This is a genomic window from Streptomyces sp. NPDC050287, assembly GCF_044459385.1.
GTDB lineage: Bacteria > Actinomycetota > Actinomycetes > Streptomycetales > Streptomycetaceae > Streptomyces.
The window spans coordinates 78,025-95,807 of record NZ_JBITIY010000020.1 but is presented as its reverse complement, the minus strand read 5'-3'; the positions used below and the strand labels follow the sequence as shown (position 1 = coordinate 95,807).

Annotated in this window: 16 protein-coding genes; 10 read left to right on the top strand and 6 right to left on the bottom strand. The window is 68.6% G+C overall.

Translation table 11 applies throughout. The features are described 5' to 3' along the window. Positions 1 to 144 precede the first annotated feature (144 nt). A complete protein-coding gene (locus ACIBK3_RS42475; RefSeq protein WP_399373638.1) occupies positions 145 to 1,653 on the bottom strand; it encodes a GMC family oxidoreductase in 1,509 nt (502 codons plus the stop codon). 699 nt (positions 1,654 to 2,352) lie between these two features. Here ACIBK3_RS42475 and ACIBK3_RS42470 point away from each other — a divergent pair. Beyond that, entirely contained in the window at positions 2,353 to 2,901 is a 549-nt protein-coding gene (locus tag ACIBK3_RS42470; protein WP_399373636.1) for a methyltransferase, read from the top strand. Between the two features lie 38 nt (positions 2,902 to 2,939). Here the strand turns inward: ACIBK3_RS42470 and ACIBK3_RS42465 are convergent, their stop codons facing one another. Both ACIBK3_RS42465 and ACIBK3_RS42460 read right to left on the bottom strand, forming a co-directional pair. Next, on the bottom strand, positions 2,940 to 3,788 hold the full coding sequence (locus ACIBK3_RS42465; RefSeq protein WP_399373634.1) for an SDR family oxidoreductase: 849 nt from the start codon (positions 3,786 to 3,788) through the stop codon (positions 2,940 to 2,942). 13 nt (positions 3,789 to 3,801) lie between these two features. Then, positions 3,802 to 4,749 carry an alpha/beta hydrolase fold domain-containing protein gene (locus tag ACIBK3_RS42460; protein ID WP_399373633.1) on the bottom strand — a complete coding sequence of 316 codons (948 nt, stop codon included), beginning with the start codon at positions 4,747 to 4,749 and terminating at the stop codon, positions 3,802 to 3,804. Between the two features lie 1,224 nt (positions 4,750 to 5,973). On the opposite strand from ACIBK3_RS42460, the gene ACIBK3_RS42455 reads away from it, so the two are divergent. From ACIBK3_RS42455 to ACIBK3_RS42440, 4 genes are all read left to right on the top strand, one after another. After that, the gene (locus ACIBK3_RS42455; RefSeq protein ID WP_399373631.1) at positions 5,974 to 6,498 is read left to right on the top strand and encodes a PadR family transcriptional regulator; all 525 of its coding nucleotides are present in this window, start codon (positions 5,974 to 5,976) and stop codon (positions 6,496 to 6,498) included. Next, positions 6,495 to 7,187: an ABC transporter ATP-binding protein gene (locus tag ACIBK3_RS42450; RefSeq protein ID WP_399373629.1), complete on the top strand. Its 693-nt coding sequence runs from the start codon at positions 6,495 to 6,497 to the stop codon at positions 7,185 to 7,187. The genes ACIBK3_RS42455 and ACIBK3_RS42450 overlap by 4 nt, the downstream gene beginning before the upstream one ends. Then, the gene (locus ACIBK3_RS42445) at positions 7,184 to 9,529 is read left to right on the top strand and encodes an ABC transporter permease (protein ID WP_399373627.1); all 2,346 of its coding nucleotides are present in this window, start codon (positions 7,184 to 7,186) and stop codon (positions 9,527 to 9,529) included. Before ACIBK3_RS42450 ends, ACIBK3_RS42445 begins: the two co-directional genes overlap by 4 nt. A 170-nt stretch (positions 9,530 to 9,699) precedes the next feature. Then, positions 9,700 to 9,861 carry a transposase gene (locus tag ACIBK3_RS42440; protein ID WP_399373625.1) on the top strand — a complete coding sequence of 54 codons (162 nt, stop codon included), beginning with the start codon at positions 9,700 to 9,702 and terminating at the stop codon, positions 9,859 to 9,861. A gap of 405 nt (positions 9,862 to 10,266) precedes the next feature. Here ACIBK3_RS42440 and ACIBK3_RS42435 read toward each other — a convergent pair whose 3' ends face one another. Then, the gene (locus tag ACIBK3_RS42435; RefSeq protein ID WP_399373623.1) at positions 10,267 to 11,259 is read right to left on the bottom strand and encodes a 4,5-dihydroxyphthalate decarboxylase; all 993 of its coding nucleotides are present in this window, start codon (positions 11,257 to 11,259) and stop codon (positions 10,267 to 10,269) included. A 99-nt stretch (positions 11,260 to 11,358) separates the two neighbouring features. On the opposite strand from ACIBK3_RS42435, the gene ACIBK3_RS42430 reads away from it, so the two are divergent. Next, positions 11,359 to 12,000 (top strand): TetR/AcrR family transcriptional regulator, encoded by a 642-nt coding sequence (locus ACIBK3_RS42430; RefSeq protein ID WP_399373622.1) that lies wholly within the window; start codon positions 11,359 to 11,361, stop codon positions 11,998 to 12,000. 167 nt (positions 12,001 to 12,167) lie between these two features. Here ACIBK3_RS42430 and ACIBK3_RS42425 read toward each other — a convergent pair whose 3' ends face one another. Beyond that, a complete protein-coding gene (locus ACIBK3_RS42425) occupies positions 12,168 to 12,569 on the bottom strand; it encodes a hypothetical protein (protein ID WP_399373621.1) in 402 nt (133 codons plus the stop codon). 737 nt (positions 12,570 to 13,306) lie between these two features. Between ACIBK3_RS42425 and ACIBK3_RS42420 the strand changes: the two genes are divergently transcribed. Genes ACIBK3_RS42420 through ACIBK3_RS42410 form a run of 3 tightly spaced genes read left to right on the top strand, consistent with a single transcriptional unit; the run spans position 13,307 to position 14,306 of the window. After that, positions 13,307 to 13,462, top strand: coding sequence for a hypothetical protein (locus ACIBK3_RS42420; RefSeq protein ID WP_399373619.1), 156 nt, complete (start codon positions 13,307 to 13,309; stop codon positions 13,460 to 13,462). Then, the gene (locus tag ACIBK3_RS42415) at positions 13,459 to 13,641 is read left to right on the top strand and encodes a hypothetical protein (RefSeq protein WP_399373617.1); all 183 of its coding nucleotides are present in this window, start codon (positions 13,459 to 13,461) and stop codon (positions 13,639 to 13,641) included. Before ACIBK3_RS42420 ends, ACIBK3_RS42415 begins: the two co-directional genes overlap by 4 nt. Next, a complete protein-coding gene (locus ACIBK3_RS42410; RefSeq protein WP_399373616.1) occupies positions 13,638 to 14,306 on the top strand; it encodes a DnaB-like helicase N-terminal domain-containing protein in 669 nt (222 codons plus the stop codon). Before ACIBK3_RS42415 ends, ACIBK3_RS42410 begins: the two co-directional genes overlap by 4 nt. Here the strand turns inward: ACIBK3_RS42410 and ACIBK3_RS42405 are convergent. Then, complete coding sequence (locus tag ACIBK3_RS42405) at positions 14,276 to 14,428, bottom strand: hypothetical protein (RefSeq protein WP_399373615.1); 153 nt, start codon at positions 14,426 to 14,428, stop codon at positions 14,276 to 14,278. The two genes, ACIBK3_RS42410 and ACIBK3_RS42405, sit on opposite strands and share 31 nt — an antisense overlap. Before the next feature lie 640 nt (positions 14,429 to 15,068). On the opposite strand from ACIBK3_RS42405, the gene ACIBK3_RS42400 reads away from it, so the two are divergent. Continuing rightward, the gene (locus ACIBK3_RS42400) at positions 15,069 to 17,759 is read left to right on the top strand and encodes a tetratricopeptide repeat protein (protein WP_399373614.1); all 2,691 of its coding nucleotides are present in this window, start codon (positions 15,069 to 15,071) and stop codon (positions 17,757 to 17,759) included. Positions 17,760 to 17,783 lie beyond the last annotated feature (24 nt).

The following is a 17,783-nucleotide window of genomic DNA, read 5'->3' as shown; positions in this document are numbered from 1 at the left end:
GCCCTGGACCCGTCGAGCTCGCCGGCCGCCTCAAGTTCAGCAAGCAGGATGCCGGCAGTTGGTCGAAGACTCCGACCAGCTGCCGGCGGCCCAGGCGTCGGGAATGAGGGCCTTGCGGAAGCGCCGTGGGCGGCTGAAGAAGGCTCAGTCGATCAGTTCGGCGGCCCGTTCGGCGATGGCGTAGACGGTCGCATTGGTGTTGGCCGAGGGGATAGACGGCATCACCGAGGCATCGGCGACCCGCAGTCCGGCAATTCCGTGCACGCGGAGGTTCGCAGGGTCGACGACTGCATCGGCGTCGATTCCCATGCGGCAGGTGCCAGTGAAGTGGAAGTAGGGGCCGGTGGCCTTGCGGATGAACTCGTCCACGGATTCGCCGCTCGTCCCGGAGCCCGGCACCGCTTCCTGCTTGCGCCAATCGGCGAACGCGTCGGCCTCCCCGATGCGGCGTGCCAGGGCCAGACCCTTGCGCATGACCTCCAGGTCACGGTCGTCCCTCAGATAGCCGGGGTCGACGACGGGAGCGCTACCGGGATCGGTGTCCGCCAGACGCACGGTGCCGCTGCTGTGCGGAGCCATCGCGGAGAAAGCGATGGAGTAGCCGTTGGCCGGCGGCTGGCCCCATGCCGACGGAAGCGGTGCGGCGACGATGTAGACCTGAAGGTCCGGCCGGGCCGCGGCGGGGTCGCTGCACAGCAGACCCATCATTTCGGCCGGCGGGTTGGCAGGAACGAACGGCACGGGCTGGATGGCCTCGTACACAACGCCCGCCATCGGATGGTCCTGCAGATGGGAGCCCACTCCCGGCAGGTCGGCGACGACGCCGATGCCGTGTTCCTTGAGGTGTTGTGCCGGGCCGATCCCTGACAGCATCAGGAGGTGTGCGGAACCGATGGCTCCGGCGGTCAGCACCACCTCGGCGCTGTTGACGGACAGGTGCTCCCCACCGACGGCGTACTCGACGCCGGTGCAGCGGCCCGCGGTGGTGCGCAGCCGCCGCACGGTCGCGTCCGTGACGACGTCCAGGTTCGGCCGGTCGAGAAACGGACGGATGTAGGCGTCGGCCGCGCTCTGGCGGGCGCCGCCGGGCAGATTCATGTCACTCCACCCGAACCCGGTCTCCAGTCCGCTGCTGATGTCATCGGCGCGTGCGAGCCCAGCCTCCACCGCAGCCTCGACGCCCGCCGTGGCCAGGGGATGGGGTTCCGGGACCGGGGCGACCACGACCGGCCCGTCAGTGCCCCGCACGGAGGCATTACGGCTGCGAGTGCTCTCGCTGCGGCGGAAATAGGGCAGCAGATCGTCGAAACCCCAGCCTGGAGCACCGAGGCCGGGCCATTCGTCGTAACCGGAGCGGTGCCCCCGCAGGTGGTAAAGGCCGTTGATGCTCGACGATCCACCGAGCGCCTTGCCGAGCAGCACGTCAGCGGCCCTGCCTGTACCGGCCTGCACGGTTGAGGCGCCAAGCCAGAGGGACGACGGATCGAACCCCAGAAAGCCCCAAGGAGACGCCATCGTCTCGGTTGCGTCCCGGGCACCCGCCTCCAGCAGCAACACCCGCACGCCGGGGCGTTCCGAAAGCCGGGAGGCAATCACGCATCCCGCTGTCCCCGCTCCCACCACGACAAAGTCATAGGGGCTCTTGCTCATCATGTCTCCGCTCTCCACGGCAGCCTTGCCCGACCACCGAATTTCGGAAAATCGACTCCTCGACGATCAAGGAGCCGATCAGGCTTATGCATTACTCAAAGGGCCCTGGGGTCGGGATGGTTGTCTTCGCCTCAGCCCTGTGCGTCGAGGCCAGCCGCGTCCGGGCTCGACGCACAGAATGCGTGGAACCGGCTGGTCAGCAGCGATCGGGCGCCAGTGGCGCACGGCTGTCGGGTGGAGGCCCGCCACACGGCCCTGCTGGCGTGGGCATTGCTGGTGCTGACGGACACCGAGGTGACCCGGTGGCAAACGATCACCTTTGATCGGGCGTGCCCGAGCACGCCCGATCCGCACACTGCCGATCACCCCGTTGGGCACGTCCATGTCGGCGGCGCCGGTACCTGCGATGACGGCCGCTCGGCCGGAATTCTCTTGGTTCACGCATTTCTCGTCTTCGGTGTGTACCCGTCCAGGAACAGCCCGGGTGTTCCCTCTCCCGTCGAAGCTTAGGAACACCCCCAGACCACGCACTTGAACCACCGCGACGTCCGTTCGGAACCTGAGCGCCATAAGGCAACGTTGGAGCACATACGTCGGTTCGTTCACGGGCGGGCAGGGTGGCGAGCCAGCCCGGTCGTCAGCTGCACGCAAGACCCGGCGAACGTGACTCCAACCAGCGCTGCCAGAAGTCGTCGACAACCGGTGTCGGACCTCACCTCCAGAGCGTCACAGGGGCTTTGCGTCGACGCTGTCCGTGTAACGGAGTACCCCGACAGGCCCACGAACCGCGCCTCGGCGCAGGCACGTCTCGGTGCGCTGCGCCAGGCGGTGGCGGCAGCCGCGGGAGAGCAAGGTGCAACCGGCGGCTGGGCGGATCAGGACGACGAGGTGCTGGGCAACCAGGGCCGCGCGTCCGCGGCCACCGGCCGCGCCATCGCCGGCAAGGTTGTTCCCGCACTGCCCGGTCTCGCGGAACGGCTGGACGGCCAGGGCAGCCGCATCCTGGACATCGGCACCGGCATCGCGGCTCTGGCGTTGGCCCTGGCGGAGGCGTACCCCCGCACGGAGGTTGTGGGCATCGACGTCATGGAGCGTGTGTTGGAACTGGCGCGCAAGGAACTGGCTGACACCCGTACCGAGGCCGCCGACCGTGTCACACTGCGGCATGCCGACGTCGTGGGCATTGCGGAGCGGGCCGCCTACGACCTGGTCTGGCTCCCGCACCCTTCCCGTCGCTTCTATTGGGCTTGAGGGGCGATTGAATGCGGAAGACGCCAGGCCTTTCCCGGTCAGAAGCACCCCGACGCGGCAAGAACATGGCCGTCGACGTCCGTAGCGCCGGCGGTGTCACGCTGTTGCTGTATCTCCGTGAGGCGTGCTGTGAGCGCCTCGTTGATGAGGGTGTAGGCATCGGAGCCAAGGATGAGCCGACGCGGCGGGTTGTCCGACTCCCCGGCCGCCATGATCGCGTCGACCACTTTCGACTGGTCGCCGGGCATCTCGTCACGAGGTGCTTCCTGGCGCAGGATCGCGGGGTTGTCCGCGTAGGCGGGGTGTGGTTCCTTGCGGCCCATGACGTCGTAGAACGAGGTGCGGATCACTCCGGGTTCGATCAGGACGGTGCGGATCCCGAACGGCTCCACCTCCGGGCCCACCGCTTCGAAGAAGCCCTCGATGCCCCACTTCGAGGCGTGGTAGAGCGAGAAGCCGGGGAAGGCCATCAGGCCGCCCATGCTCGACAGCTGCAGGAAGCGTCCTCCGCCTTGGGCACGCAGGTGCGGAGTCGTCGCCTGGACGAGAGTGATGGAGCCGGTGAGATTGGTGGCGATGATGTCCCGGACTTCGTGGTCGGTCAGTTCCTCGGCCGCGCCGAGCACGCCGTAACCGGCGTTGCTGACCACGACATCGATCCGGCCGAGTTCGGTGAAGGCTTCGTCGACGACCGCGCGGATCTGTGTGGCGTCGGTGACGTCGAGCGCGCGGACCCAGAGCCGGTCACCGTGACGGGCGGCCAGGTCGTCGAGTTGACCGGGTGTACGGGCTGTCGCCGCGACCCGGTCGCCGCGATCGAGCAGTCGCTCGGTGAGTTCGCGGCCGATGCCGCGCGAGCTGCCGGTGATGAACCACGTGAAGGTCATGATGTCTTCCTCCTCACAGGGATGCGATGACGCGGACCCGGTCGGCGAAGGCCCGCCGGGTGGCCGGTGCCTGGGGTGCGAACTGGTCGAAGCCGTGGACGAGCCCGGGATGGACGTGCAGTTCCGTCGAGACGCCGGCGTGCCACAGGCCGCGGGCGTAGGCGAGGCTTTCGTCGCGGAAGATGTCGATCTCGCCGATCTCGATGTACGCCGGTGCCAGGCCCTCGAAGTCGGTCAGCCGTGCCGGCGCGGCGACGGGCGACACGGTCTCGGTTCCGCGCTCCTCGCCGAGCAGCGCCTCCCAGCCGGTCCGGTTGCTGACGTACGGCCAGGTCGCCACCGGGTCGAGGTGCGGATCGGGGGTGATGGTGCGGTCGTCGAGCATGGGATAGATCAGGATCTGGCGGGCGAGCGCGATGCCCCTTTCACGGGCCAGGATGGCGACGCCCGCCGCGATGCCGGCTCCCGCGCTCTCCCCGTGGATCGCGATCCGCTGCGGGTCGACGCCCAGTTCGCCGGCGTGTTCGACCAGCCATGCGAGACCGGCATACACGTCCTCGGCAGGCCCGGTGCCGTGCATCTGAGGGGCGAGCCGGTACTCGACCGAGAGATAGGGCACTTGGGTCGCGGCAACGTACTGGGCGATGTACGGGGCGAACAGGTCCAGCCGTCCGGCGACCATGCCGCCGCCATGGGCGTGGACCACGGCAGGCCCAGGATCCGTTCCGTCAAGGGCGAACCACTGCAGGGCGATCGATGTTCCGTCCGGGGCCGTCGCGGTGAACGTTCTCTGTTTCACCTCGGGATGCTCGGGCACGTCGGCGCCCAGTGCGGCGAAGGTGGTCGCGACGGCGTCGCGGATGGACTTCCAGTCCCCGAGCACGGGAGCCGGCGGTGGCGGGCCGTCGCCGGCGAGCGCCGACATCGCGGCCGCCACATCAGGGTCCAGAGTGAAGCTCATGCCGAAGAAACTCCTGGTGAACCAAGGGAAAACCGTAGAGGTGCGGCCACTTGTCGACCGCGAGAACGACGGTAGAACTTGGAGTCATCTCAAGGTCAAGAAGCGAGCGTGAACGCTTGGACGGCTGGGGGATTTGGACGTGATCCAGGGCAGTACACAGGCTGCCCGAGAGGGAGCGCGCAGCAATGACTGACTGCCCACGTGCCGGCCGGGACGTGGTGCCGCGCGGCGTCGCGTGCGGGAGGCCTTCTCCTGCGGCCGCGGCGTACTACGCCTCGGCGGGCAGAGCCGGGTGAAGCCGGTGTCCGTGTCCGGCACGCTCGTCGCGGAGACGGTTCCCCGGTGGGCGTCGACGAGTTGCCTGACGATGGAAAGGCCGATGCGTGGAATGGCCGAGGTCGCTGCCTCCGCCTCGCCTGCTACGGGACTTCTCCGCCCGCCAGAAGTGGTAGAACACCCCGGACGGGTTCCAGCGGGTCCTGGATGCGCCCAGAGCGGACGGCGTCGTACTGCCGATGCGGTTCTGTGCTCCACGACGACGCCTGCTGGCAACTGCGGGAGCTGGGGCTGGGGTTAGGCTCGGAACAGAGCTGCTGGCGCCGGCTGGGCCGGTGGCAGGAGGTCGGCGTCTTCGAGCAGCTGCGCCACCTGCTTCTCGCCGAGTTGCATGCGGCCGACGCCCTCGACTGGACGCGGGCCTGCGTGAATGCCTCCCACATCCGCGCGAAGGGGGAGGAGGCCACCGGCCCGTCACCAGTTGACGGCGGGAAGACCGCCAGTAAACCCCACCTGATCTGCGACGGGAAGGGCCCCCGTTCAAGGTCATCACCACCACGGCCAACGTCAACGAGCCACCCAGACCGTCGCCCAGGTCGACGGCATCCCGCCGTTGCCGGAAAGCCCGGCCGTCCCCGCAGGCGCCCCGAAGCGCTTCTGGGCGGCAAGGGCTACGCCAGCAACCCCAATCGGCGCGAGCTGCGCAAGCGTCGCGTCCTGCCGGTGATCTCCCGCAAGGGCGCCCCCACATCAAAGGAGCATCCCCTGGCGGGGTCGTAGCCGCCCGTCTACCGCGTTTTGCCATAGGTCGAGCGGTTCGGCTCGGACGGTTTCGGAATCGCGACAAGTGGGGGCTTCCCCTCCCTCACCTGCACAGTCGTACGCCACGCCGTGAGCTAGACACTCAGCGTATACACTCGATGTATACGTGGTGTGTAGAGTGTGCTCATGTCCATCGCTCACACCCTTTTAGGGCTCCTGGAGTCCGGCCCGCGACACGGCTATGACCTGAAACGGGCCTTCGACGAGACGTTCGGTCACGACCGGCCACTGCACTACGGCCAGGTCTACTCGACGATGTCCCGGCTGCTGAAGAACGGCCTCGTGGAGGTCGACGGGATCGAGACCGGCGGCGGCCCGGAGCGCAAGCGCTACGCGATCACCGACGCCGGCGTCACCGACGTAGAGCAGTGGCTCGCGACCTCGCAGAAGCCGGTGGAGTACCTCCAGTCGACCCTCTACACCAAAGTCGTCCTCGCACTGCTCACCCACCGGGACGCCGCCGACATCCTGGACACCCAACGCTCCGAGCACCTGCGCTGCATGCGCATCCTGACCGACCGCAAGCGCAAGGGCGATCTGGCGGACCAGCTGATCTGCGACCACGCCCTCTTCCACCTCGAGGCCGACCTGCGCTGGCTGGAACTGACCGCCGCCCGACTCGACAAACTCCGTGAGGTTGTAGCCCGATGACGACTTCTCCCCCTGGTTCCCTGCTCACCGCGCAGGCCCTGCGCAAGACCTACGGGCACACCCACGCCCTCGACGGCGCCGAGTTCTCCATCCACCCCGGCGAGGTCGTCGCCGTCATGGGCCCCTCCGGCTCCGGCAAGTCGACGCTGCTGCACTGCCTCGCGGGCATCCTGCCGCCCGACTCCGGGTCGATCACCTACCACGGGCGCGAGGTGACGACGATGAGCGACACCCAGCGCAGCGCGTTGCGCCGCTCCGAGTTCGGCTTCGTGTTCCAGTTCGGGCAGCTCGTGCCGGAGCTGACCTGCGTGGAGAACGTCGCCCTGCCGCTCAGGCTGAACGGTACCTCCCGCAAGGAAGCCGAGCGGGCGGCGCTCGGCTGGATGGAACGCCTGGAGGTCGACGACCTAAAGGGCAAGCGGCCCAGCGAGGTCTCCGGCGGCCAGGGCCAGCGCGTCGCCGTGGCACGCGCGCTGGTCACCGGCCCCCGGGTGCTGTTCGCCGACGAACCGACCGGCGCGCTCGACTCCTACAACGGCGAGCGCGTGATGGAACTGCTCACCGGCGCGGCCCGCTCCACCAACGCCGCCGTCGTCCTCGTCACCCACGAGACACGGGTGGCCGCCTACTCCGACCGCGAGATCGTCGTACGCGACGGCAAGTCCCGGGACATGGAGCGCGCCATATGACTCCGCTCCAGTGGTCCAGAGACCTGGCCATGGGAGCCCGGTTCGCCGTCACGGGCGGCCGCGAGGGCTGGATCCGAGTGACGCTGACAGCGGTCGGCGTCGGCCTCGGCGTGGCCCTGCTCCTGTTGTGCACCGCGATGCCCAACGTGTTCGCCTCCCGCAGCAAGGTGGAGGACGCCCGTTACGCCGACGTGTATTCCCAAAAGGTCCCGCCCAAGGCCGACAACACTCTCCTGCTCGCCGACGCCGACACCACCTGGCACGACGACGACATCCAGGGCCGGTTCATCGAACCCGAGGGCAGGCGGGCGCCGCTGCCCCCGGGGGTCGACCACTTCCCGGGCAAGGGCGAGATGGTGGTCTCCCCCGCGCTCAAGGACCTGCTGGACTCGGACGACGCGAAACTGCTGCGGGAACGCCTGCCGTACAAGATCACCGGCACGATCGGCGAGAGCGGGCTGATCGGCTCGCACGAACTGGCTTACTACGCGGGCGCCTCGGGATTGAAGCGCACGGACACCTCCCCGGTGACGCGGCTGACCGAGTTCGGCAAACCGGACACGACGCCCGAGAAGACCGACCCGGTGCTGCTGCTCATGGTCCTGGTCGTGTTCGTGGCGTTGCTGACGCCGGTCGCCGTGTTCATCGCAGCCGCCGTCCGCTTTGGGGGCGAACGCCGCGACCGCCGCCTCGCCGCGCTGCGCCTGGTCGGCTCCGACCGGGGGATGACCCGGCGGATCGCGGCGGGCGAGGCGCTGGCCGGAGCCCTGCTCGGCCTGGCCGTGGGCACCGGCTTCTTCTTGCTCGGCCGCCAGAAGCTGGGCACCGGCAAGTTGCTGGGCGTGAGCGTCTGGCCCAGCTACCTCGACCCCACTCCCGCGCTCGCCGCGCTGGTCGCGGTGGCGGTGCCGGTCGCCGCCGTACTCGTCACGCTGCTCGCGATGCGCGGCGTGGTCGTCGAACCCCTCGGTGTCGTGCGCGCGGCCAAGCAGCGCCGCCGCCGGCTGTGGTGGCGGCTGCTGCCGCCGCTGGCCGGCATCGCGATGCTCTACCCAATGATCGGCCAAGGCCGCAAGAACGGAAACTTCAACCAATACCTCGTCATCGGCGGCGTCCTGATGTTGCTGATCGGCATCACCGCCCTGTTGCCCTGGGTCGTGGAGGCGGTTGTCGTCCGGCTCGGCAAGGGCCCGCTGTCCTGGCAACTGGCCGTGCGGCGGCTGCAGCTGAGCAGTGGCACTGCCGCCCGCATGGTCAACGGCATCGCCGTGGCGGTGGCCGGGGCCATCGCGCTGCAGATGCTTTTCACGGGGACGCAGAGCCAGTACACCGAGAACACCGGCCAGGACCCCAGCCGGGTCCAGATGCAGGTCGCATTCAGCGACCCCAAGCCGCTGTCCGGCGTCGAACGCGAATTCACCGGCACCAAGGGTGTCCGGGCCGCGGTGGCCCTGGCCCGCACCGAGTACGGGGACTCACGTCGCGACCCGGAGAACAGCAACGGCCTGACCGTGGGTAACTGCGCCGCCCTGCGCGAACTCGCCACACTGCCCTCCTGCAAGGACGGTGACGTGTTCGTCACGCGTACCCGGAGCGGCTACTCGGACCCCGGCAACGCATCCGAGATCGCCCTGGTGAAGCCCGGTCGGCAGCTCTACATCGACCCGTCGTACGACGGCGCCGATCGCGGTCTCGAGGTGCCCTGGACCGTTCCGGCGAACGTTCGGGAGGTGAACGCGCGCAAGGACTCACTGCAGGACTACACCAGTCTGCTGGTCACCCCCGCCGCCCTGCCCCACAAGGCCGCGTCCGCGGTGTTCTCGGACGGTGTCTACCTGCGTCTGGACCCCTCGGTGCCGGACTCTCGGGAGTACGTACGCAACGTCGCCGCCCGCATCGACCCCCTGGCACAAACCTTCGGCTGGTCGGCGTCCCAGGAGAACGCCAAGTACACCTCCATCCGCACCGGCCTGTTCGTCGGCTCCGCCTTCGTGCTGGCACTGATCGGAGCGAGCCTGCTGGTCTCCCAGCTGGAACAGCTGCGCGACCGCAAGAAGCTGCTCTCCGCGCTGGTCGCCTTCGGCACCCGGCGCCGCACGCTCAGCCTGTCCGTCCTGTGGCAGACAGCAGTCCCGGTCGGACTCGGTCTCGTACTGGCCACGACGGTGGGCGTCACCCTCGGCGCAGTACTGCTGAAGATGACCCGTACACCGGTGACCATGGACTGGGCGAGCGTGCTCACCATGACCGGCGTGGGCGCGGCCGTGGTCGGCATGGTCACGCTGCTCAGCCTGCCGCCGCTACTGCGCATGATGCGCCCAGCGGGCCTGCGCACGGAATAACCCCTCACACATCCGATGAAGGGGGCTCCTCCTGCTGGGAGGAGCCCACCCCTGCACGCACGCAAGCCCGGTCGGCGTCAGCGCAGTCATCGTCGGGGCGTCTCCGGCGCACAGCAGGATCCTCATCCGAGGCCAACACTCCACCAGGGTCCGTCTTCAAAGATCATCGGATGGTGGATCACGGTGGGGTGATACGCCGTCATGAACTCATCGACCAGGAGTGGGAGTTACTCGTTCCGCTGATACCGCGGGCCACAACAGGGCGTCCGCGTGTGCCAGACCGGCAGGTCATCAACGGGACGGTCTACAAGATCCGCACCGGCATCTCCTGACGTGACCTGCCGGAACGCTACGGTCCGTGGCAGACGGTCCACACCCGCTGCCGCCGCTACGCCCTGGACGGCGTGTTCACCCGGGCCCTCGCGGACGATGGTGGAGTCGATCTGCACCAGCCAGTCGATGTCCCCAGCCGCGTCGGCCTGGGCCTGGATCTGCTGGACACCATCACCTGGCTTCGAACGAGTCTGTTGGCCCCACTGGGAACGAGTTCTCGGGCCATCCATGCGAGCCACCTGACTGTCGGAGGCACACCGATGCTCCCACCGCAAGACAGCCCCTGGGGCCACTTCTCACGAACACTCAATTCCCGATCAATGCCGTGGGGCCACAAGACTCGTTCCCGTGGGGCCAAAGATGTCGTTCACAGCCATGGGTGCTTTTGGCCCTGATCGGTGCGACTAGGTGTCGAGGAACTCGGGGATGAAGATGTCGCGGCCGGTCAGCAGGCGCTGGGAGAGGCCCTGCTCGTGGTGGTAGCGCAGGAAGGTGTCGACCGCCTTGCGGTTCGCGCGGAGGCCGTAGGGCCACCAGTCCTCGCCGAGCAGGCTGCGGTTGTGTTCGAACAGGCTGCTGAACCAGGGGGTCACCAGGCTCATATGCTGCTTCGGGGCGTCCTCGAGGTATTTGCGTTCGGCCAGGTCCTTGGCCTTGACGAAGGCGCGGTAGACCGAGCGCAGATCCTCGGAACGGTGCACCAGGTCCTTGCGGACCGCGACGATGTGCATCGGGGGGAAGATCCCGGTGCGCCGGTAGTAGTCGCGCTCGACGTTCTCATAGTCGGGGAAGAGCCGGGCGATCTTCGTCGATCCCCTCAACATGGACTGGGGCACGTCAACCGAGATGAGCGCGTCCACCTCTCCGGACTCAAGCATGGCGCCCAGGGTCTGGCCGTCGTCGGCGTGCCGCACGTGCACGCCGTCCGGCACCGGCTGCGGGAGCCAGTCGAATGCGGGGATGGGATGGTCGGTGCCGCCGATGACCCAGCGGCACTGGTCGACGGTCACGCCGTACTCGTCCGACAGGATGCCCTTGGGCCAGACCCCGGCGTCGTGTCCGAAGAGCGCGAACTCGCCGAGTGTCTTGCCGGCGAGGTCCTGCGGCTTCTCGATCCCCGCCTCGGTGTTCACGAAGATGGCGGAGTGCCGGAAGTTGCGGTTCGGGAAGATCGGCAGCGCCAAGAAGGGCGCGTCCTCCAGGTCGAAAGTACGCAGAAAGTACGTCAAGCCGAGTTCCGCTATGTCGTAGCGGCCTTCGAGCATGTGCCGGAAGAGGTCCGATACCAGCGGCTCCGTCTCAAGGGTGGCGTCCACCCCGTCGATCTTCACGCGGCCGTCGAAGAGCGCCTCGGTGTGCTCGTACCGGTAGGTGCCGATGGTCAGCTCGGTGCTCATCAAGATCCTCGCTTCCGTGAATGACCTTTCATTTTCACGATGGGCCCGATATTGTCCGAAGTCAAGATGAACGATCATTCGCTTTGATGGAGGCCGGCCATGCCGCGCATCACGCCCGAGCGTCGGGAAGCCAAGCGTGCGGAGATCGTGGCGGCGGCGCGCCGGTGTTTCGCGCGGGGCGGCTTCCACCAGACCTCGATGCCGGACATCGCCGCCGCAGCCGGTGTTTCCGCGGGCGCCCCCTACCGCTACTTCGCGAGCAAGGAGGAGATCATCCTGGCCATCGCAGCGGACGCCTTCCGGCTGATCTTCGAGCCGATGGAGCGGGTGGCCGTGGCCGCTGACGCCCTTTCCCTGGGCGACCTGGTCGCCGCCTCCCTTCAGGCACTGAGTGCCGAGACCGTCACGGACGCCGCAGGGCAGGTGGTGCCGGTCGAGGAACTGCTGCAGTGCGTCGTGCAGACCTGGTCGGAACTGCTGCGCAACGACGGCCTGCACGCCCGCGCCTTGGAGGGCTTCGAAAGGGTTGGTCGCGGCATAGCCGACGCCCTGCGCCGCGGACAAGCGGCGGGCGCTGTCCAAACCGTGGAGCCGGAGAGCGGCGCACGGGTATTGATCGGTCTGCTGCACGGATTCCTGCTCCAGCGTGTGGCCTTCGGCTTGACCGACACGGCGGGATTCAACGACGCCGTCCGGGGGTTGCTCGACGGAGCCGAGCGCCCGGACAATACTCCGCGGTGAGCGTTCCCCAGCTCACGTACATGAGCTTCCCGTCCTCCGGCAGCGCATGAGGCAGGCGGTACTTCCGCTGCTGCCGGCCCGGACCTGTGACGACGCGGCAGGGGCGGATGTTGTACGCGTACATCCGCCCCTGCCAGATACGGCTTGCTGGGCTCAGATGCGCTGGATCAGCACGTCGCGGAACTGGAAATGCGAACCGCGTCGAGTTGGCCACCGGTGACGTTGAACGTGCTGTTGGGCACGAGGCAGGCGGTCGTGCCGCCAACCCACCGGATATAGGCGACATCATCGTGGCGTGTGTTCACCACGGTGAGCGGCGCGGCGGGTTTGGACGGCAGGGCCTGCCAGCTTGACGTCACGTCCTTAAACTGGCCGATGATGGTGCCGTTCTTGATGAAGCAGACATAGGGGTATGAGCACGTCGCGGCTGCAGTCTGTTCCGCCCCCTGCGCCGTAGCGGCGGAACCAACGAGCAGCGCCCCCGTTGCCGCCAGTACGGCTGCTACGCGACGAGCCTTGCCGTTCTTTCCGTCCGTGGTGGCTTCTCTGGTCATGTTGGCCGATTTCACGAATATTCCCCCACCCGTGCCATCTAGGAAGACGAGATATACAGGAGGCGTTGTAAGCGGTTGAACTAGAGAACAAGCCAAGCCTCGGGAGGTTTGGCGGGAGCTGAGTGCCCGTGCCCGCCGTGCCGATGGCGTCCCGCCAGGTGGTTTAGGGGGCCAAGGCGCCGGAATCCGCAGACCAGAGACCAGTGCCCCCGCATTGTCGGGCATCCAACCCGCTTCACCGGGATGCCGCCTCCATGGAGATCACCATGGTCGTGAACTGGAACGCGGAGCTCGTGATCGGCTACACCACGTCGTGGGACACGACCCGGGGACGGGCGGGGCAGCGCGGCTGACGTGGTCACGGTCCCGCTCGTCCATGCCTGGCCGCGCCTTTCGGCGGCGGAGCGCATCTCCACGAGCCGCTCGGCGACCTTCTCCACGTTGTCCGGGACCGGCGTACTCGCCGCACCGAAGCTCTCTGCGAACCGGCTCTCCTTCACGACGTCCCATGCCTCGCGCAGGGCCTGGCGGGCGTCGCGCTTCGTGTCAGCCGCCAGCTGGAGGTATCCGGCGCGCTTCTGTGACAGGCGCCCGGTCAGCTCGCGGTACTCCTTGAGTGACGTCCCGGCCAGACGCAGCGCGATACGGCTCTTGCCCTCGCTCCCGGCGAGCTCGGCCAGTTGCCGGGCGCGGTCGTCGGTGTGGCCGGCCGCAGCGAATGCGGTCTCCAGCTGCTCCCGTGCGGTGGCGACATGGGCGTCCGCCTGGTCGAGGACCTCCCCGGCCTCGGCGGCGAACCGCTGCCCACGGGTGGGCTGTCCGGTGGCCTTCTCGTGGTCGAGGCGCGCGGTGAGTTGCCAGGCCTGGGTCTGCGCTTCGGCGGCGGTGGCTCCAGCCCTCGGCGATGAGCCGCTCCAGCTCCGCGACGGACGCGGGGCCGGATGATGCGGCCGCGCGGCTGGCGCTGGTCGCCGCGTGCACGGCCTGCGACCCGAACGGCTGGGTGCTGGACGACGACGATGCGGCGATGCGGCGCTGCACACATCCGGACGTGGCCGTGCCCGTGGCAGGGGAGGCGCGGCGATGAACGACGAACAGCTGATGACCGCGAGCCCGGAGGCCGAGACCGCGGTACTGGGTGCGTGCCTGCTGGCGACGCCGGCCTACGACCCGGTCGCCGATGCGGCGCGGATCCTCGCGGATGGCGACTGGTCCGAGCCCGCCAACGAGGTGGTGTGGTCGGCGATCTCGCGCCTGCACGGAGCGAGCCGTCCCACCGGTGTGCCGATGGTCGAGGCCGAGCTGCGGCGCACCGGCGACCTGGAGCGGGCCGGGGGACCGGTCCGCCTGTCGCAGATAGCCTCGGGGGCCTACAGCTCCGGCGAGGTCGAGCACTACGCGGACCTGGTCCACGGCTACGCCGTGCTGCGTCGCTACCAGGCCGCCCTGGCCCGGGGGTTGCAGGCCGCCCGCATAACGGGGCCGACGGACGTGCCGGACGCCATCCGCGCGCACCAGGCCGACCTGGATTACCTGGTGGCCGGCGACGGCGAGGCCGAGGCGCACTACGGCCGAATCGGGGAGCAGCTGCACGGACACCTGCTCACGCTGGAAAAGCCCGTGGAGGTTGGTAGCGTCATCGCCAACGTGGTGGTCCAGGCAGTACTTCTGCCCGGGCCACCACGTTGCTGTCATCGGGCGCTGGACCGCCGTACTTCGGCCTACGTCAGGAGGAACGTGATCGTGCTGTAGTACTGGTCGGATCCGGTCGCGCCGTCACGCAGGGCGGCCCGGAGCTTCATGTACTGCCCCTTCGCCGGTTCCGGGATATGAGCGGACACGCAGTCGCCGTTGGACCCGTTGGCATCCGACACCTCGTAGTAGCCTCCGCCGTCGGAGTTTCGCCAGACCTCAGCAACGGCACGGAGCCCATCAGGGGTGCCCCGATCGCACACTTTCAGGGTCGCCCCGTACCCGCTGGCGTCACTGGTGTACTGGGCGAACCCATAGCCGCCCCTCGCGGAGGTGTACGAGTACACGCCCTCGTCAGAAGCGTTGGCAGGACCAGACACCAATACGCCTGCGCTGAAAAGTGCCGCTATCGCACCGGACAGGACAGCAGCCCGGCTTCTCACTCTTGCGGTCGACGACCTCATCTCACTCCTCGGTTTCGTCATTCGATGCTCGGATGGTGTGCATGCTCGCTGCCTCTACTGCCTGGCTGGCGGTCAGTGAACTTCGACCGCGCCCCAGCGGACGGGTTTCACGGAAAGCGCCGCTGCGTGCCGTGGCAGCAGGTCGGTCGGGCACCACGAGGTTGCTGGGCGCCTGCAGGCCGAAGCAACGGAGACCGGCTGTCCCGGACGGGATCGGGCTGTCCGGACTGGTCGGAGCCTTGTCCGAACTTCGGCCCGGACAGCTAGGCCTGGCGGAATACGCCGTTGTCTCTCTCGACAGGGACGCCGCAAGATGGCGCTCATGGGGAATCTGGGGGAGTTGTCACCGTACGAAGACATGCCACCGCACGAAATCCGGGACGCCGCCGGCTTCATCGCTTCGATGCAGCGCCTCAAGGAACGTTCGGGGCTGACGTATCGCGAACTGGAGGAGCGTGCCGCCCGTAGTGGTGACGTCCTGGCGCGCAGCACGCTCGCCGACATACTGCGCCGGACGAGCCTGCCACGTCCCGAGGTCCTGGCCGCTTTCGTCCGCGCCTGCGGTGAAGGCGAACATGTCGACGCCTGGCTGGCCGCCAGGGACCGGCTCGCCGCCGCAAGCACGATTCTGGCCCTGTTCCGGTGCGGACGGCAGGCCGAAGCGCTGCAGGTGTACGAGCGCGCTCGTCGGCGGCTCGCCGACGAGCTGGGTGTCGACCCCGGCTCGTCGTTGCGGCGGCTGTACGAACGGATCCTCGCCGGCGACCCGGAGCTGGCCGCGCCCCGCGCCGCTGCACCGCCCGCCACCACGAAACCGGCCGACAAGAACGGCACGGTGGTGAACCCGCCGATGGCACGCCAGCTCGTACCCCGGCTCCTCCCGCCGGACCTGTCACTCTTCGTCGGCCGGGAAGACGAGATGGACGAGGCTCGTCGGCTGCTTGGCGAAGAACGGCCCGGTCCGGTGACGCTGCTGGTCACCGGCCCCGCCGGAGTGGGCAAGACCGCCTTTGCGGTACGTACGGGGCACCTGCTCGCCTCCCGCTTCCCGGACGGTCAGCTCCATGCGGATCTGCGGGGCTTCGGCGACGAGCCGGCCGAGCCGTTCACGGTCCTCGGCACCTTCCTCCGCGCGCTCGGCATCCCTGGCGGTACCGTGCCCGCAGAGCTGACCGGCCGCGTTCATCTCTACCGCACCCTGCTGGCAGGGCGGCAGATGCTCGTCGTCCTGGACAACGCCGCCAGCGCCCAGCAGGTGAGTGACCTCCTGCCCAGCGGCATGCGCTGTGCCACCATCATCACCAGCCGGACGACCATGGCGGAACTGGGCGGCCGCCGGCTCCCTCTCGGCGTCCTGGGCCCCGCGACAGGGCTCGACCTGCTGCGCGAGATGCTGGGCCGGGACCGCACCGACGCGGAGTCCGGGGCGGCCCGCTCCATCGTGGAAACCTGCGGTGGCCTTCCCCTGGCGGTATGGGTCGCCGCCGCGCGGCTGGCCGCCCGACCGCACTGGCCCCTGGCCAAGGTGGCGCGCGCCCTCGCAGACGAGCAGCGCAAGCTCGACGAGTTAACCGTCGGCCACATCGCCGTACGGGCCAGCCTCGAACTGACCTACCAGCAGATTTCCGCGGCGGACCAGCACGCTCTGCGGATGATCGCCCTGCTGCCCGGACCGAGCTTCGCCGCCTGGGCGCTGGCCGCGCTGCTGGACGCGGGTCTGTCCGAGGCGGAGGCCGTCCTCGACGACCTGGTCGAGGTACACCTGGTGCAGATCGGTTCGGTGAACGCCACCGGAATCCGCTATCAACTGCACGATCTGGTAAGACTGTTCGGCAGAGAGCGCGCGGAGCAGGACGTCCCGGAACGGCAGCGCGAGGCCGCGCTCACCCGGTTGCTCGGGGCGAGCCTGCACCTCGCCGACCTCGCCGCGGACACCCTCAGCGTCGACTTTCAAGGCATCTCACAGCTGGACCTGGCCTCCTGGCGGCTGGCCGCCGCCGAGGCCGATCAGCTGCTCGCCGATCCGCTCGCCTGGTTCAACGACGAACGCCAGTTCCTCATCGACGTGGCAGAGCAGGCGCTGGACGGGACGGAGGGCGTCGCACCAGCCGCCGGGCTGGCCACCGCCCTCACGACCCTCTTCCAGGTCGGTAGCCACTTCGACGACTGGGAGAGGCTCCAGAACCGGGCGCTCAAAGCGGCCCTGAGCAGCGGCGACCGGCACAGCGCCGCGAAGGTCCACCGGTGCCTCGGCGAACTCACCACCATCCTCGACCGCTATCCGGAAGCGCTGGACCACTTCGAGCAGGCCCTGCTGCTCGCCGAGGGCCAGGGGCCCACGTACCGGGCCAGTGCCACGGCCGGGCTGGCCTATGTGTACCGGCTCCTCGGCCAGTACTCCTTGGCTGTGCTCCATTTCGAAGAGGCCGCCGAGTTCGCCGAATCGGCAGGCAACGTCAACTGCCTCGTCTACGCAACCAATGGCCTCGGCGTCATCGACCTCGAGCAGGGCCGTGTAGAGGCCGCCATCGCGCGGTTCACGAAGTGCCTGCGAGTCAGCCAGGTCGCGGGCTACCGGCCGGGGGAGGCTCAAGCCCTGCGATGTCTGGGCCAGAGCCATCGCGAACTCGGCGCCTATCCGGCCGCCGCCGACGCCTACCGGCAAGCCGCCGCGATCAGTGAGGACCTCGGCGACCGCCTCAGTGCCACACACGCCACCTGCTGGCTCGGGGACATCCTGGTCCGGCAGGGCGAGCACCGGGAAGGACGCCGCCTGCTGGCCCGAAGCCTGTGGACTTACCGGGAATTCGGCAACCTCTGGGGCGAGGCGGCGACACTGTATGCGCTCGCAGAGGCACAACTCGCAGTGGGCCGTTCGGTACCCGCCCGCAGGCGCGCCGAAGCCGCCGTAAGGCTCTGGAGGCAGATCGGCTCCAACAGGTGGCTGGCCGTCGGCCTCCACACCCTGGCCGAGGCACACGCCCTAGCTGGCGATCCTACGGCCGCGACTCGTGCCCGCGACGAGGCCGAAGAGGTACGGACGGTTTGACCGGCGGCCCCGCCCAATTTGGAC